Origin of the sequence: Actinokineospora auranticolor, from assembly GCF_002934265.1 — a bacterium.
Lineage (GTDB): Bacteria > Actinomycetota > Actinomycetes > Mycobacteriales > Pseudonocardiaceae > Actinokineospora > Actinokineospora auranticolor.
In genome coordinates this window covers 238,329-254,356 of record NZ_PTIX01000007.1, presented here as the reverse complement: position 1 = coordinate 254,356, position 16,028 = coordinate 238,329, and the positions used below count along the sequence as shown (strand labels likewise).

Below are 16,028 nucleotides of genomic sequence, written 5' to 3'. Positions count from 1 at the left end.
TCACGCCGCACCCCGCAGGGCGGTCAGGGCGCCGAGCACCGGCTGACCCGACGGCGTGAGCCGGACCCACTGGCTCCGCGCCCACGCCGCGTCCTTCTCCGGGAAGTCCGTGCGCACATGACAACCACGGCTCTCCTCGCGCGCCGACGCCGCGGCGATCAACGCCCGGCTCACCAGCGTCAGCGCCGCGTCCTCGACCAGCTCCCGCGACGCCAGCACCCGGTCCACAGCGGACACGTCGAGCACCGAGCCGACCACCGCCAGCCCCTCGGCCTCCCGGCCGATCGCCGCGTACCGGCTCATCACGCGCTGCACCGAGTCCCGCTCCGCGACCGGCGCCACCGGCAGCGAGGTCACCACGGCCGACCGGGGATCGGCCAGCCGACCCGCCGCCAGGTCCGCCGCGACGGCTTCCGCCGCCCGCGTCCCCACGACCAGCCCCTCCAGCAAGCTGTTGGACGCCAACCGGTTCGCCCCGTGCAGCCCCGTGCTCGCGACCTCCCCGGCCGCGTACAGCCCGGCCACCGGCGTCCGACCGTCCACATCGGACACGACGCCGCCGCACGCGAAGTGCGCGGCGGGCGCCACCGGGATCGGCTCCACCACCGGGTCCACGCCCGCCGCCAGGCAGGCCGCGTACACCGTCGGGAACCGGGTCCGGAAGGTCGCGGCGTCCAGGTGGGTCGCGTCGAGGAGCACGTGGTCGTCGATCCCCCCGCGCCCCAGGGCCATGTGCCGGGTGATCGCGGCGGACACCACGTCGCGCGGCGCCAGGTCCGCCAGCGGGTGCACACCCGCCATGACCCGCGCACCGGTCGCGTCGACCAGCACCGCACCCTCGCCGCGCACCGCCTCGGTCACCAGCGGGCACCGCCCGCGCGCGCCCTGGCCGGTGTAGAGCACCGTCGGGTGGAACTGGACGAACTCGACGTCGGCCACCGGCGCCCCGGCCCGCAGCGCGAGCGCGAGCCCGTCGCCGGTCGCGACCTCCGGGTTCGACGTCGCCTGGTACAGCTGCCCCAGCCCGCCCGTGGCCAGCAGCACGGCGGACGCGGTCAGCACGCCCGGCACGCCGTCCGGGTCCAGCACGTGCAGCCCGGCCACCGCGCCCAGCGGCGTCTTCAGCGCCTGCACGGCGACGTGGTTCTCCAGCACCGGCACCCGGCCGTCGCGGGTGGCGGCGAGCAGCGCCCGCTCGACCTCCGCGCCGGTCGCGTCGCCGCCCGCGTGCACCACGCGGAACGCCGTGTGGCCCCCCTCGCGGGTGCGCGCCAAGCCGCCCGACGCGCCCCGGTCGAACTCGGCGCCCAGCTCGCGCAGCCGGGTCACGGCGGCGGGGCCGTCGGCGATGATCGCGCGGACCGCGTCCTCGTCGCACAGCCCGGCGCCCGCGACCAGGGTGTCGGCGATGTGCCGGTCGACCGAATCGCCCTCGTCGTGCTCACCCGGCAGCACCACGGCCACGCCGCCCTGCGCCCACCGGGTGTTGCCGTCCTCGGCGGCGGCCTTGGTCACGACCAGCACCCGCAGGCCCAGCGCGTGCGCCCGCAGCGCCGCCGTCAGCCCGGCCACCCCGGTGCCGACGACCAGCAGGTCCGCCCGCGCCTCCCAGCGCGGGATCGGTGTCGCGGCGGTCATTCCCCACCGCCGGGCTGGCCGATCTCGATCATCCGCTGCACCGCGCCCCGGGCCCGCGCGGCGGTCTCCGGGTCCACGTGCACCTCGTCGCGGTTCTCCCGCAGCGACCGCAGCAGCGCCGCCGGGGTGATCATCTTCATGTACCGGCACGACGCCCGGTCGTTCACCGCGCTGAACTCGACGTCCGGCGCGGCCTTGCGCAGCTGGTGGATCATGCCGATCTCGGTGGCCACCAGCACCTGCTTGGCCTTGGTCGCGCGGGCCTGGGTGACCATGTCGCCGGTCGAGAGGATCTTCACCCGCTCCTGCGCCACGATGCCCTCCCCCGCGAGGTAGAGCGCCGAGGTGGCGCAGCCGCACTCGGGGTGGATGAACAGGTCGGCGTCGGGGTTCGCGGCGGCGCGCTCGGCCAGCTCGGGGCCGTTGATGCCTGCGTGCACGTGGCACTCGCCCGCCCAGATGTGCAGGTTCTCGCGGCCGGTCTCGCGCTTGACGTGCGCGCCGAGGAACTGGTCCGGCAGGAACAGCACCTCGCGGTCGGCCGGGATCGAGGCCACCACGTCGACGGCGTTGGACGACGTGCAGCAGATGTCGGTCTCCGCCTTCACCTCGGCGGTGGTGTTGACGTAGGACACCACGACGGCGCCGGGGTGCTCGGCCTTCCACGCCCGAAGCTGCGCGCCGGTGATCGAGTCGGCGAGGGAGCAGCCCGCTCGCGCGTCCGGGATCAGCACGGTCTTCTCCGGGCTCAGGATCTTCGCCGTCTCGGCCATGAAGTGCACGCCGCAGAAGATGATCGTCGACGCGTCGCTGGACGCGGCGATCCGGCTCAGCGCGAGCGAGTCACCGGTGTGGTGGGCGATGTCCTGGATCTCCGGGAGCTGGTAGTTGTGCGCCAAGAGCACCGCGTCGCGCTCCTCGGCGAGCGCGCGCACCTCGTCCCGCCACGCGGCGTTCGCCTCCACCCCGGTGAACGGGGTCAGGTCGATCGTTTCCGCGGTCATGGGTCGTCCTCCTCGTTTGTCCGATTTCCGATCCGGAGGTTTTCGCCTTAGGATCGAAAACATGACCGATGCTACCACCGGGACACCACCGCTCGTCCACGAAGTACTGGCCGCGGTGCTGCAAGTGCGGCAGGGATCACTGCGGGTGCTGCTGTGGGAGCGCGCGTTGGAACCGCACGCGCACCGCTGGTCACTGCCCGGCGGGCGGCTGCGCGCGGACGAGGACGTGGAGGCCTCGATCCGCCGCCAGCTGGCCGAGAAGGTCGACGTCCGGCAGGTCGCGCACGTCGAGCAGCTCGCGGTGTTCAGCGCCCCGGACCGGGTGCCCGGTCCCCGCGTGGTGGCCACCGCCTTCCTCAGCCTGGTGCCGTCGCACCTGGACCCGGCGCTGCCGCCGGACACCGAGTGGCACGAGGTCTCGGCCATGCCGGAGACCGCGTTCGACCACGGCGCGATCGTCTTACGGGCACGTAATCGGCTGCGCGCCAAGCTGTCTTACACAAACATCGGCTTCGCCCTCGCGCCCCCGGTGTTCACCGTCTCGGCGCTGCGGTCGCTGTACTCGGCCGCGCTGGGCTACCGGGTCTCGGCCACCAACCTGCAGCGCGTGCTGTCCCGGCGGGGGCTGCTGGAGCCGACCGGGGAGACCGAGCGGCCCGGTCGGTCGGGCGGACGGCCCGCGGCGCTGTTCCGGTTCCTGGAGGCCACGATGGCCGTCACGGACCCGTTCGCGGTGCTCAAGCCGCCCAGCCCGCGCGGAACGGGGACCTGAGCCCGGCGGATCGGGCAGCGGGTGTCGGCGCTTCGTCGTAGCGTTGTCGCGTGGCCGATTCGCTTCCGCTGTTCCCGCTACGGGCGGTGCTGCTCCCCGGGGCGAACCTGCCGTTGCACGTCTTCGAACCGCGCTACCGCCAGCTGACCGTCGACCTGATGACGGGCGCGCTGCCCGAGCGCCGGTTCGGGGTGGTCGCGCTGCGGCCATCGATGGACCACGAGGTGACCGACGTGTCCCAGCTGTGCGCCATCGGCTGCTCGGCGGAGCTGCGCGAGGCCAAGCGGCTGCCGGACGGGCGCTTCGACATCGTCACCACCGGTGAGCGCCGCTTCCGGCTGCTGGACGTCGACGCGACCGCCGCGCCGTACCTGATGGGCACGGTCGAGTGGGTGCCCGACGCCGAGCAGCCGACGGTGGCCGCCGACTCGGTGTCGATGCTGGCCGAGGCCGCGCGCGCGGCCCACCGGCGCTACTGCACGGCCGCCTGGCAGACCGAGGACTGGAGCGAGCCCGAGGCCGACATGGCCCTGTGCGAGCTGGCCCACGCCCTGGCCGCGGACTGCCTGCTGAGCCTGGAGGACCGCCAGCGGCTGCTGGAGGAGACCCGTCCCCTGCACCGGCTGCGCCTGGTCGGCGAACTGCTCAACCGGGAGGCCGGGATCCTGTCGGCGCTGCACGCGGTCCCGGCGCCGCCCTCGGAGTTCAGCACCCCCATCAGCATGAACTGAGATGGTTCCGCCTTCCCGCCACCCGGTCGGGTGGCGGGACGGACTAGCCCAGGCGGCGGCCGAGGTCGTCGCGGCCGTTCCAGGCAGCGGCAAGGCCGTAGGCGATGGCCGTGCCCAGGGGCCAGGCGATGAGACCCCAGGCGGATTCCAGGCGGGGGGCGAGGTCGAGGACGTCGCCGAGCTTGGGGGCGTCCGGGAGCGGGAAGCGGGACCCCGCCCAGGACAGACCGACCTGGTAGGCCAGCCAGGCGGCGACGGCCGAACCCACGACGGCGGCGACGAAGACCACCGGGCCGCGGCGTTCGCGCAGCAGCCAGACGGCGGCGCCGGTGACGATGCCCGCGCCGAGACCGAGCAGCATGAACAGCACGAGGTCGTCGAAGCGGTGGTAGCTCTCGGTGCGGATGGCGGCGAGCTTGCCCTCGTCCACCACCTGCACCAGCATCCCCGGCGCGAGGGCGGACCACAGCCAGCCGACGGCCAGGCCGAACACCGAGACGGCGGACAGCACGCTGACGGCCGGGATGAGGTCGCGCCGCACCGCGACCCGCGCGGGCCGGTGCGACCACGCCCACGGGTCGACCGCGCCCGGGTAGGCGGGGAGGTCGGGCACGTCGTGGTGCCGCCCCCACGCGGTCTGCGCACCCGGAGTGCCCTGGTCGGCGGGGGCGTGCTCGTGGTCCGCGGCGGTTCCTTGAGCGCCGTCGCTGGTGTCCTGCGACCGCACCGGGTGTTCCGCCACGCCGTGACCTCCGCCTGCCAGACCTGTCCGTTGGTGTCGGACCGTCACGGCCCGCTCCCGCGAGACTAGCCCGTGTGCCGGAGCTTCGTGCTCGCGGCCACAGCGGCTCGGCAACCGCGGGCACGCCAGGTCGGGAACGATGCCGGGCGGGGACGTGGGGGTGGGTGGCGGGAGGAAATGAACAGGGCCTACTCCGTCAGCGCCGGCGTGCCCGCGCTGGTCGTCTCGCCGTGCCTGCTGCACCGGGCAGACCACCCGACCGGGGTCACCTGCACGACCATGCGCCGGGCGCAGTCCGGGCAGAAGCGCGGCGGCTCCAGGGCCGCGCGCGGGCCGCGGCAGCCGGGGTGGTCGCCCTCGGCCTCGGGCAGGCCGCAATGCACGCAGAACACCCGAACTCCTTTACAGCGTGTCGCTGAGCGCCTTGATCGGCATCTTCAGGTCGGCGAGCATGTCGAGGTCCTGCTGCGCGGGGCGGCCCAGGTTGGTCAGGTAGTTGCCGACGATGATCGCGTTGACCCCGCCGAGCATGCCCTTCTCGGCGCCCAGGTCGCCCAGGGTCAGCTCGCGGCCGCCCGCGAACCGCAGCATGGTGCGCGGCATGGCGAGGCGGAACGCGGCGACCAGCTTCAGCGCCTCGCGGCCCGGTACCGGCTCGTACTGCTCGTACGGGGTGCCCGGCTGCGGGATGAGGAAGTTCATCGGCACCTCGTGCGGGTCCAGCTCGGCGAGCTGGACGGCGAACTCGGCGCGCTGCTCGGTGGTCTCCCCCATGCCGAGGATGCCGCCGGAGCAGACCTCCATGCCCGCCTCGCGCACCATCCGCAGGGTGTCCCAGCGCTCCTCCCAGGAGTGCGTGGTCACCACCTGCGGGAAGTGCGAGCGGGCCGTTTCGAGGTTGTGGTTGTAGCGGTGCACGCCCATCGCGACCAGCTCGTCGACCTGCTCCTGGGTGAGCATGCCCAGCGAGCAGGCGATCTGGATGTCGTTGCCGGAGTCGCGGATGGCCTTGATGCCGTCGCGGACCTGGGAGAGCAGCCGGGCGTCGGGGCCGCGCACGGCGGCGACGATGCAGAACTCGGTGGCGCCGGTGGCCGCGGTCTGGCGGGCGGCCTCGACCAGGCCCGGGATGTCCAGCCACGCGGAGCGCACGGGGCTGGGGAACCGGCCGGACTGGGAGCAGAAGTGGCAGTCCTCGGGGCAGCCGCCGGTCTTGAGGCTGACGATGCCCTCGACCTCGACCTCGGGACCGCACCAGCGCACCCGCACCTCGTGCGCGAGGGCGAGCAGGTCGTCGAGGCGGTCGTCGTCGAGCCGCAGCACGTCGAGCACCTGCGCCTCGGTGAGGCCGACACCGCGGTCGAGCACCTGCTCGCGCGCGACCGCGAGCACATCGGTGGTCGTGGCTCGCTCGGCGGCTGCGGTCACGATCGTTCCTCCTGCTGGTCGTGTGGTGCTCGATGCCCGGGGTCACCGGATCGGGGTCAGTCTGCCGTATGAGCAGCGCGCCGATCAGCGACGAATCTCACGCTCGGGGGTCAGGCGGGGTGGGCGTCGGCGAAGTCCTTGGCGTCGAAGTCGCCGCCGAGGGCGGGGGCCAGGGAGCGGCGGGCGACCTCGGTGAACTCGGCGCGGGGTAAGCCGCCCGCGCCGTCGGGGAAGGCGCCGACCACGGGGGCGCCGCCGACCACGGGCAGGTCGTCGAGGTTGCAGCGGGCGGCCAGGTCGGGCTCGGCGGGCCAGGCGCCGACGACCAGCCCGGCGCAGGTGACGCCGCGCCTGCGCAGCGCCTCGGCGGTGAGGGCGACGTCGTTGAGCGTGCCCAGACCCGCGCGGGCGACGACGACGACCTCGGCGTTGAGCGCCCAGGCGACGTCGGCGAGGGTGCCGCCGTCGGGGTCGAAGCGGACCAGCAGGCCGCCCGCGCCCTCGACGAGCACCAGGTCGTGGGTGTGGTCGAGCTCGACGGCCGCGCCCGCCACCTCGCTGGGTCGCACCGGCGGCATCCCGATCCGGCGCGCGGCGGTGTCGGGGGCCAGCGGGTCGGGGAAGCGGCGCAGCTCGCGCGCGGTCACCCCGCCCGCGAGCCGGGTGACGTCGGCCAGGTCACCGGGTTCCCCGGCGGCGACGCCGGTCTGGGCGGGTTTGAGCACCGCCACCCGCAGTCCCCTGGCCAGGGCGAGCGCGGCGATCCCGGCGGTGACGACGGTCTTGCCGACGCCGGTGCCGGTCCCGGTGATCACGAGGACACTCACGGTGCACCAGGCTAGCTCCCCCGGTGACCGACGATCCCATGACCACCGGTCAGCCCGCGGCGGCCGCGGCCAGCACCCCCCGGGTGATCGCCGCGACGTCGGCTTCGGCGCTGGTGAACGGGGGCATGGTGTAGACGAGGTCGCGGAAGGGGCGCAGCCAGACGCCCGCCGCGGTCGCGGCGTCGGTCGCCTTCACCAGGTCGACGGGGTGGTCGAGCTGGACGACGCCGATCGCGCCGAGCACCCGCACGTCGCGGACACCGGGCAGGTCGCGGGCGGGGGCGAGGCCGTGGGTCAGCTCGGACTCGATGCGCTTGACCGTGCCCCGCCAGTCCTGGCCGAGGAGCAGGTCGGTGGAGGCGAGGGCGACGGCGGCGGCGAGCGGGTTGCCCATGAAGGTGGGGCCGTGCGCGAGGACGGGGACCTCGCCCCGGGAGATGCCGTCGGCGACGGCTGCGGTGCAGAGGGTGGCGGCCATGCTGAGGTAGCCGCCGGTGAGGGCCTTGCCGAGGCACATGATGTCGGGGGCGATGCCCGCGTGGTCGGCGGCGAAGAGCTCGCCGGTGCGGCCGAAGCCGGTGGCGATCTCGTCGAAGATCAGCAGGACGTTGTTGGCGAGGGTGAGCTCGCGCAGGACGTGCAGGTAGCGCGGGTCGTGGAAGCGCATCCCACCCGCGCCCTGGACGACGGGTTCGACGATGACGGCGGCGAGGTCGTCGGCGTGGGCCTCGATGGTGTCGGCGAGGTGGGCGACGTAGTCGTGTTCGAAGGCGGCAGGGGGTTCGTCGGCGAAGACCTGGGTGGGCAGGACGCCGCGCCAGAGGCCGTGCATGCCGCCGTCGGGGTCGCAGACGCTCATGGGGTGGAAGGTGTCGCCGTGGTAGCCGCCGCGCCAGGTGAGGAGGCGGGTCTTGCGGGTGTTGCCTCGGGAACGCCAGTACTGCAGGGCCATCTTGACCGCGACCTCGACGCCGACGGAGCCGGAGTCGCAGAGGAAGACGTGCCGCAGCGGTTCGGGGGTGATCTCGACGAGCCTCGTTGCCAGGCGTACGGCGGGTTCGTGGGTGAGGCCGCCGAACATGACGTGGCTCATCTTGTCGGCCTGGGCCTTGAGGGCCGCGTCGAGCACCGGGTGGCGGTAGCCGTGGATGGCGGCCCACCAGGAGGACATGCCGTCGACCAGTTCCCGGCCGTCGTCGAGTCGCAACCGGACACCTTCGGCCGACTCGACGACGAGCGGCGTCTGCGTGCCGGGCATGGGTCCGTAGGGGTGCCACACGTGCGCGCGATCAAGCGCAACCAACGTCACCGACCCAGGCTAACCCCGGCGATCTCCTTGCGGCGGGCCACCAACCTGGCGATCTCGCGGCCGTGGTCGGTCGGCAGGATCCACTCCCCCGGCGGGACCGTGATGCGCACGGCGGGCCCGGGCGTGACCGTGACGCGCAACTCCCCGACCCCGGGCACGGGCAACGTCGCGCGCCGGGCGACCATGACCTGCTCGACGGTGCCGACCCCGCTGAGCGCGACCATGGGGCGGACCAGGCGGAAGCGGCCCCCGGTGAGCGTGATCCGGTCGTGGGCGACGAGGAGTTCGAGCCCCTTCGCGCCCCGGGCCTGCCAGGGCACCTCGAGCGGTGAGTCGGCGAGTTCGGGGGTGTACGGGTCGAGGACGTGCGCGCGGGCCTTGGCGGCCAGGGTCCAGCCGAGGACGGCGAGGAGGGCGGTCGGGGCGAGCCAGGGGGTGAGGGCGGTGAGGTAGGCGCCGTTGAGGAGGCCGAGGAGCGCGCCCGCGTGCGGCCAGCGGTGGGGGCGGTAGCGGCGGGAGCGGAAGTAGAGGACGCCCGCCGCGGCCAGGAGAGCGGGCACGGCAAGCCCCACGAGCGGCGCTTCGAGGATCGGTGTGAGCGCGAGGCCGAGGGCGGGACCAGCGAAAACGACCAACGCCAACCGGGGCCGCACCCGCCGAAGCCGGGCAGCCACCACCGCGCCTACGTCACCACCACGCCCCCGCACAGCGACCTACGCTACCCAACCAACCCCCAAACACCCGGCATTACCCACCCACCGCGCGCCCCCGTTCCACACACGAACCGACGACCCGCCACCTAGGCTTGACCCGATGCGGGGAGGACAACATGTTCGCGAGTGAACCGGGCGGCATGGTGGAAGGCGTAGCGATGCTGCGCTCAGCCGCCACCGACGGCGGCTTCGCCGTCAACGAGACCGGCGGCCAAGCGTTGCTGACGGCGATCCAGAACATGCTCGACTGGATCGACGGCCAGCAGTACAACTTCCAACTCCTGTCGCGGGAGCCGCAGCTGGGTAGCACCAACGCGGCTGCCATCATGAAGCCGTTCATGGTGTCGGTGGCGACAGATGAACGCGGGTTCGTGACCCAGGTCATGGCGCTGCGCGATTCCCTGGAGGAAGCGAAAGCAGCCATCAAGGACGCCATGAAGAACTACCACAGTGCGGACGCTGCGGAAGCCGGCCACTACCCCGGACAGTGAACAGGACACACGAGTTGAAGTCTCGCAATCCGCGGCTCGCTCTGGCGGCCGCCGCCATCGCCGCCGCCACGATCGCTTCGGCATGCTCAACCGGTACCCAAGGTGTGGCTGTACCGGCGCCTGGGCACGAGTCGGCCAACACCACGACAGAACCGCGGTCGACAACGAAGCAGCCGCCCAAGACGTCGGTGTCCAACAGCGGCGGTCTGGCAAAGCTCGACCCGTGTGACGCCCTCACACCAGCCGGGAAGTCACAGCTCGGCCTCACCGGCGAGGGAGTGCCTGACGACCTCGGCTCGGGGCGCTCCTGCGTCTGGAAGCAACGGGTGCAGGAAGACCTGTACCACTACGGGATAACCCTGTACGACAAGTCCGGGCTCAAGGACCTTCCCGACGACCTGAACAAGCGGGAACTGCCACCGATCAACGGCCGTGAAGCGGTTCAGATACCGAGCCTGGTGGGTGGTAGCTGTTCGGTCAACGTCGCCGTGACGGAGAAGTCCAATGCCATGGCACTCGTCGTCGCGGGAGCGAACCGCGCCAAAGCGTGCGAGTTGGCTCTATCGCTGGCCGAGGCCTTCGAGCCCCAACTCCCGTAGCCCGCTGACGCGCGTCCGCTCGACCAGGGCCGAGCCTGCTCCCAAGGCCAATGCGCGCGAGGTCCCTTGGTCGACGCGAAGTCGATGGAGTCGCGACCTGATGGGGAACAAGCGCCATGTGCTCAGCGCAGGCGTACGGGGAGGCTGGTCAGGCCGCGCATGAGGTTGCTTTCTCGCCAGGTCAGGTTGGACTGGGGGGCGGCCAAGCGCAGGTTGGGGAATCTGGCCAGGAGGGCGGCGATGGCGACTTCTCCCTCCAGCTTCGCCAGCGGTGCTCCCACGCAGTAGTGGATCCCGTGACCGAACGCCATGTGGCCGGGCTGTTTGCGGGTGATGTCGAGGCGTTCCGGGGAGGGGAATTGGGCGGGGTCGTGGTTGGCCGAGGAGAGGCCTATGACCACGAACTCGTCTTTTGGGATTTCCGTGTCGCCCAGGGTTATCGGTTCTTTGGTGAAGCGCATGGTGGCCAGGGTGACGGGACCCTCGTAGCGCAGGAACTCGTCGACCGCGTCCGAGATGAGGGTGGGGTCGGTGCGGAGGAGGGCCAGCTGGTCCGGGTTGCCGAGCAGGGACAGCACGCCGTTGCCGATGAGGTTGACGGTTGTCTCGTGGCCCGCCAGCAGGAGCAGGAACGTCATCGAGATCAGTTCCGTCTCGCTGAGCCGGTCGCCGTCCTCGGACGCCTGGATCAGCGCCGTCAGCAGGTCGTCGGCGGGGGCCGCGCGCTTGATCGCCAGGAGGTTGGTGAGGTACCCCCACATGGCGGCCGCGGCGGCGTTGATCTCCTCGCCCGACGCGGGGGAGATCACGACCTTGGTCCACTCCCGGAACGACTCGCGGTCGTCGGCGGGGACGCCGAGGAGTTCCGAGATCACCGTCATGGGGAGTGGGAACGCGAAGGCGTCCAGGAGGTCCACCTCGTCCTGGTCCGCCATCTTGTCCAGCAGGTCCGCGGCGATGGCCTCGACCCGGGGGCGCAGGCCGGTGATGCCGCGGACGGTGAACGCCTTGGTGACCAGCTTGCGCAGTCGCGTGTGGTCTGGGGGGTCGGAGTTGAGCATGTGGGCGGCCAGTTCGGCGCCGCGCTCCACTGGGCCGCGCGGCTGTTCGCGGTGCCGGTCGAACAAGGGGGCGACGACGCGGTAGTCCTTGCTCAGCCGTGGGTCGGCCAGGGCGGCTCGGGCTTCCGCGTACCGGGTCACCAGCCACGCGCGCACGCCCTGGGGCAGCACCACGCGCCGTACCGGGCCGTCTTCGCGCAGTTCGGCGAAGACCTCGTACGGGTGCTGGAAGAACCGCTCGTCCCGCAGCCGCACCAGGTCGTCCTGTACGGACATGACTCCCCCTCGGGTAGTTGGCTATGCCAACTACCTTACCCGGTTCGCGCGACCACGCGGAGTGACCGGACTCAGGACAGGCAGCCCGGGCCCAGCAGGGCCTTGAGGTCACCCATCAGCGACGGCGACGGGTTGACCCGCAGCGCGTCGTCGAGCCGCAGCAGGGTCTGCCGGGGCCCGTTGATCAGCTTGAGGTGCACCTCGGTGGTCCCCGGGTGCGCCCCCAGCACGTCCTTGAGCTGCGCGACCAGCGGCGGCGTGCACTTCGTGGCCGCCATGCTCAGCCGGAACGGCGCGCCCGCCGCGTTGGACAGGTCCGGCACCGCGAGGTCGTTGGCGATCAGCGACGTGCGGTCCTCCCGCTTCGCCACCCGCGCCTTGACCAGCACGATCGCGTCCTCCAGGACGCCCATGCCGATCACCGCGTAGGTCTTGGGGAAGAACAGCACCTCGATGCCGCCTGCCAGGTCCTCCAGCTGCGCCGACGCCCACGACTCGCCGTTGCGGTTCACCCGGCGGTTGACCGACGCGAGGATGCCGCCGAGGGTGACCTGGGCGCCGTCGCCGATGCCGCCCTCCAGGATCGCCGCGATCGTGGTGTCCGACTGCGCGGTGAGGATGTGCTCCACGCCGTTGAGCGGGTGCCCGGACACGTAGAGGCCCAGCATCTCCCGCTCCAGCGCGAGCTGGTGCTTGGTCTCCCACAGGTCGTCGGGCACGCGCACGTCGAACACGCTGGAGACGTCGGCCGCGTCGTCCGAACTGCCGGAGCCGAACAGGTCGAACTGCCCGATCGCCTCCGCCTTCTTGGTCTCCATGATCGCGTCGATGGCGTCGGTGTGGATGAGGAACAGGCCCTTGCGCGGGTGCTTGAGCGAGTCGAATGCCCCCGCCTTGATCAGGGATTCCACGACCTTCTTGTTGCACGCCGACGCGTCGACCTTGCGCAGGAAGTCGGAGAAGTCGGCGAAGTCGCCCTTCTCCACGCGGGACTTGATGATCGAGTCGACCACGTTCGCGCCGACGTTGCGGATCGCGCCGAGGCCGAAGCGGATGTCCTGGCCGACCGGGGCGAACTCCTTCTCGGACTCGTTGACGTCCGGCGGGAGCACCGTGATGCCCATCTTGCGGCACTCGGACAGGTAGACCGCGGCCTTGTCCTTGTCGTCGCGGACACTGGTGAGCAGACCGGCCATGTACTCGGCGGGGTAGTTCGCCTTGAGGTACGCGGTCCAGTAGGACACCAGCCCGTACGCGGCCGAGTGCGCCTTGTTGAACGCGTAGTCGGCGAACGGGACCAGGATGTCCCACAGGGTCTTGACGGCGTCCTTGGGGTAGCCGTTGCGCTCCATGCCCGCCGCGAAGTTGACGTACTCCGCGTCCAGCACTTCCTTCTTCTTCTTGCCCATGGCCCGGCGCAGCAGGTCCGCTTGGCCGAGCGTGTAGCCCGCCAGCTTCTGCGCGATCGCCATGACCTGCTCCTGGTAGACGATCAGGCCGTAGGTCGTGCCGAGGATGTCCTCCAGCGCCTCGGCCAGCGCCGGGTGGATCGGCGTGATGTCCTGCTGCTTGTTCTTGCGCAGCGCGTAGTTCGTGTGCGACTTGGCGCCCATCGGGCCCGGCCGGTAGAGGGCGCCGACCGCGGAGATGTCCTCGAAGTTGTCGGGGCGCATGAGGCGCAGCAGGTCGCGCATGGGGCCGCCGTCGAGCTGGAACACCCCGAGCGTGTCGCCGCGCGAGAGCAGCTCGTAGGTGGCCTTGTCGTCGAGCCCCAGGGTCTCCAGGTCCGGCACCGGTTTGCCGTTGCGCTCGATGTTGCGCAGCGCGTCGTCGATGACCGTGAGGTTGCGCAGCCCCAGGAAGTCCATCTTCAGCAGGCCCAGCGACTCGCAGGTCGGGTAGTCGAACTGGGTGATGATCGAGCCGTCCTGCGGCCGCTTCCACAGCGGGATGGTGTCCATCAGCGGCTCGGCGGAGAGGATGACCGCGCAGGCGTGCACGCCCGCGTTGCGGATCAGGCCCTCCAGCCCGCGGCCGGTGTCGATGATCTCCTTGACCTGCGGGTCCGAGTTGTACAGCTCGCGGATCTCGGTGGCCTCCGCGTAGCGCTTGTGCTGCGGGTCGAACAGGCCGTTGAGCGGGATGTCCTTGGCCATGACCGCGGGCGGGTACGCCTTGGAGATCCGGTCGGCGATGGCGTAGCCGGGCTGGCCGAACAGCACCCGGGCGGAGTCCTTGATCGCCGCCTTGGCCTTGATCGTGCCGAAGGTGATCACCTGGGCGACCTTGTCCGCGCCCCACTTCTCGGTGGTGTAGCGGATGACGTCGCCGCGGCGGCGCTCGTCGAAGTCGATGTCGATGTCGGGGGGGCTGACCCGGTCCGGGTTGAGGAACCGCTCGAAGATCAGCCCGTGGGCCAGCGGGTCGAGGTCGGTGATGCCCATCGCGTAGGCGATGAGCGCGCCCGCGGCCGAGCCGCGGCCGGGGCCCACCCGGATACCGTTGTTCTTCGCCCACTGGATCAGGTCGGCGACCACCAGGAAGTAGGCCGGGAAGCCCATCTGCAGGATGACGCCGATCTCGAACTCGACCTGCTGGGTGTGCACCTCGTCCACACCGCCGGGGAAGCGCCGCCGCATGCCCTCCCAGACCTGCTCGCGGAAGTACTCGTCCTCGGTCTTGCCGTCGGGGATCGGGAAGCGCGGCATCAGGTTGCGGAACTCGAACATCCCCGCCGTGTCGACCTTCTCGGCGATCAGCAGGGTGTTGCGGCAGCCCTCCTGCCACGGGTCGGAGGCGTCGACCGCGCGCATCTCGTCGGGGGACTTGAGGTAGTAGCCGTCGCCGTCGAACTTGAACCGGGTCGGGTCCTGCAGGGTCTTGCCGGTCTGCACGCACAGCAGCGCGTCGTGCGACTCGCGCTCGTCCTTGAAGGTGTAGTGCGAGTCGTTGGTGACCACGAACGGGATGTCCAGCTTGCGGGCGACGTCGACCAGCCCGCCGCGGACCCGGCTCTCGATCTCGATGCCGTGGTCCATCAGCTCGACGTAGAAGTGGTCCTTGCCGTAGATCTCCTGCCAGACCGCGGCGGCCTCCAGCGCCTCCTGGTCCTGGCCGAGGCGCAGCCGGGTCTGCACGTCCCCCGACGGGCAGCCGGTGGTGGCCATCAGGCCCTCGGCGTGCTCGGCGATCAGCTCCTGGTCCATCCGCGGCCACTTGCCGAGCTGGCCCTCCATGGAGGCCAGGCTGGACAGCTTCATCAGGTTGCGCAGGCCGGTCTCGTTGCGCGCCCAGATCGTCTGGTGGGTGTACGCGCCGGAGCCGGAGATGTCGTCGCTCTTCTGGCCCGGGTCGCCCCAGCGCACGCGCTCCTTGCTGAACCGGGACGCGGGCGCGATGTAGGCCTCGATGCCCAGGACGGGCTTGATGCCCGCGCCCTTGGCCTGGCGGAAGAAGTCGTAGATGCCGTTGGTGTGGCCGTGGTCGGTGATCGCCACGGACGTCATGCCGAGCCGCTCGCACTCGGCGAACATGTCCTTGAGCTTCGCCGCTCCGTCGAGCATCGAGTACTCGGTGTGCACGTGGAGGTGAGCGAAGGAGTCAGCCACGACGACACCCTAGCGACCCCGGCCGTTCAGGTCCGGCAGCGGGTGCGCGACGCGCCGGGTGTCATGCTGCGGTGGCGGATGTCTTGGCATTACAGGGAAAACGCCGAAACCGCGAGATTATAACCCCAGTCGCGGACCGAGGAGGACGATGAGATTCCGGCCGGTGTCACCGGACGTGTTGGCCGATGAGCTGACCGCGACCGTCGACGCGCGCGACCGCGCCGGGTGGACCCGGGTGCTGCTCGACGGGGCGCCGCCGAGCGGGGTCGGGGCGCTGGCCGACGCGGTCGGCGAGCGGCTGCGGGTGCTGGGGCGGCCGGTGGTCCGGGTGTCGGCGGCGGACTACCTGCGGCCCGCGTCGCTGCGGTTCGAGCGCGGCCGGGCGGACCCGGACGCGCGGTACGAGCTGTGGCTGGACGAGGGGGCGCTGCGCCGGGAGGCGCTGGACCCGCTCGGGCCGGGCGGGTCGGGGAAGGTGCTGACCACGTACTGGGACGCGGCGGCGGACCGGGCGAGCCGGGCGGACTACACCGCGGTCGGCGCGGGCGGGGTGCTGCTGGTCGACGGGGAGCTGCTGCTGGGCCGGGGGCTGCCGCACGAGCTGTCGGCGCACCTGTGGCTCTCGGCGCCCGCGCTGGCCCGGCGGCTGCCCGTCGGGGAGCACTGGGCGCTGCCCGCGTTCGCCAGGTACGACGCCGAGGTGCGCCCATTGCACTCGGCGGACACCGGCGTCCGGGTCGACGACCCGAGGCACCCGGCGGTGCTCGACGACACCCCGGTGTGACCAGCCGATCACCGACCGCTCAAGATCGCCAACCGTGACCCGCGG

The 16,028-nt window shown here is 71.7% G+C and carries 15 protein-coding genes; 5 read left to right on the top strand and 10 right to left on the bottom strand.

Features of this window, described 5'->3' with window-relative positions; genetic code table 11:
* Complete coding sequence (locus tag CLV40_RS15870; RefSeq protein ID WP_104479663.1) at nt 1–1,638, bottom strand: L-aspartate oxidase; 1,638 nt, start codon at nt 1,636–1,638, stop codon at nt 1–3.
* Nucleotides 1,635–2,642, bottom strand: a complete 1,008-nt coding sequence (gene nadA / locus CLV40_RS15865; RefSeq protein WP_104479662.1) for a quinolinate synthase NadA — start codon at nt 2,640–2,642, stop codon at nt 1,635–1,637. The genes CLV40_RS15870 and nadA overlap by 4 nt, the downstream gene beginning before the upstream one ends.
* A 61-nt stretch (nt 2,643–2,703) precedes the next feature.
* Between nadA and CLV40_RS15860 the strand changes: the two genes are divergently transcribed.
* Together CLV40_RS15860 and CLV40_RS15855 are read left to right on the top strand one after the other, a co-directional pair.
* Nucleotides 2,704–3,414 carry an NUDIX hydrolase gene (locus CLV40_RS15860; protein WP_104479661.1) on the top strand — a complete coding sequence of 237 codons (711 nt, stop codon included), beginning with the start codon at nt 2,704–2,706 and terminating at the stop codon, nt 3,412–3,414.
* A gap of 50 nt (nt 3,415–3,464) precedes the next feature.
* Nucleotides 3,465–4,145, top strand: coding sequence for an LON peptidase substrate-binding domain-containing protein (locus CLV40_RS15855; RefSeq protein WP_104479660.1), 681 nt, complete (start codon nt 3,465–3,467; stop codon nt 4,143–4,145).
* A 43-nt stretch (nt 4,146–4,188) separates the two neighbouring features.
* On the opposite strand, the gene CLV40_RS15850 is transcribed toward CLV40_RS15855, so the two are convergent.
* The 6 genes from CLV40_RS15850 to CLV40_RS15825 form a co-directional block, all read right to left on the bottom strand.
* On the bottom strand, nt 4,189–4,887 hold the full coding sequence (locus CLV40_RS15850) for a DUF2567 domain-containing protein (RefSeq protein WP_245931322.1): 699 nt from the start codon (nt 4,885–4,887) through the stop codon (nt 4,189–4,191).
* Between the two features lie 188 nt (nt 4,888–5,075).
* On the bottom strand, nt 5,076–5,279 hold the full coding sequence (gene bsaP, locus CLV40_RS15845; protein WP_104479659.1) for a biotin synthase auxiliary protein BsaP: 204 nt from the start codon (nt 5,277–5,279) through the stop codon (nt 5,076–5,078).
* A gap of 10 nt (nt 5,280–5,289) precedes the next feature.
* Entirely contained in the window at nt 5,290–6,315 is a 1,026-nt protein-coding gene (gene bioB / locus CLV40_RS15840; RefSeq protein ID WP_104479658.1) for a biotin synthase BioB, read from the bottom strand.
* 110 nt (nt 6,316–6,425) lie between these two features.
* Nucleotides 6,426–7,142 (bottom strand): dethiobiotin synthase, encoded by a 717-nt coding sequence (bioD, locus tag CLV40_RS15835; RefSeq protein ID WP_104479657.1) that lies wholly within the window; start codon nt 7,140–7,142, stop codon nt 6,426–6,428.
* A gap of 49 nt (nt 7,143–7,191) precedes the next feature.
* Nucleotides 7,192–8,451 (bottom strand): adenosylmethionine--8-amino-7-oxononanoate transaminase, encoded by a 1,260-nt coding sequence (locus CLV40_RS15830; RefSeq protein ID WP_281261663.1) that lies wholly within the window; start codon nt 8,449–8,451, stop codon nt 7,192–7,194.
* Entirely contained in the window at nt 8,448–9,011 is a 564-nt protein-coding gene (locus tag CLV40_RS15825; RefSeq protein WP_146108046.1) for a hypothetical protein, read from the bottom strand. Before CLV40_RS15825 ends, CLV40_RS15830 begins: the two co-directional genes overlap by 4 nt.
* 269 nt (nt 9,012–9,280) lie before the next feature.
* Between CLV40_RS15825 and CLV40_RS15820 the strand changes: the two genes are divergently transcribed.
* Together CLV40_RS15820 and CLV40_RS15815 are read left to right on the top strand one after the other, a co-directional pair.
* The gene (locus CLV40_RS15820; RefSeq protein WP_245931321.1) at nt 9,281–9,655 is read left to right on the top strand and encodes a hypothetical protein; all 375 of its coding nucleotides are present in this window, start codon (nt 9,281–9,283) and stop codon (nt 9,653–9,655) included.
* A 14-nt stretch (nt 9,656–9,669) separates the two neighbouring features.
* Entirely contained in the window at nt 9,670–10,254 is a 585-nt protein-coding gene (locus tag CLV40_RS15815; protein WP_245931320.1) for a DUF3558 domain-containing protein, read from the top strand.
* Nucleotides 10,255–10,376: 122 nt separating this feature from the next.
* On the opposite strand, the gene CLV40_RS15810 is transcribed toward CLV40_RS15815, so the two are convergent.
* Nucleotides 10,377–11,591: a cytochrome P450 family protein gene (locus CLV40_RS15810; protein ID WP_104479654.1), complete on the bottom strand. Its 1,215-nt coding sequence runs from the start codon at nt 11,589–11,591 to the stop codon at nt 10,377–10,379.
* 71 nt (nt 11,592–11,662) lie between these two features.
* Nucleotides 11,663–15,199: a DNA polymerase III subunit alpha gene (gene dnaE, locus CLV40_RS15805; protein WP_104479653.1), complete on the bottom strand. Its 3,537-nt coding sequence runs from the start codon at nt 15,197–15,199 to the stop codon at nt 11,663–11,665.
* A 148-nt stretch (nt 15,200–15,347) separates the two neighbouring features.
* Here dnaE and CLV40_RS15800 point away from each other — a divergent pair, with 148 nt between their 5' ends.
* The gene (locus CLV40_RS15800; RefSeq protein ID WP_104479652.1) at nt 15,348–15,983 is read left to right on the top strand and encodes a nucleoside/nucleotide kinase family protein; all 636 of its coding nucleotides are present in this window, start codon (nt 15,348–15,350) and stop codon (nt 15,981–15,983) included.
* Nucleotides 15,984–16,028 lie beyond the last annotated feature (45 nt).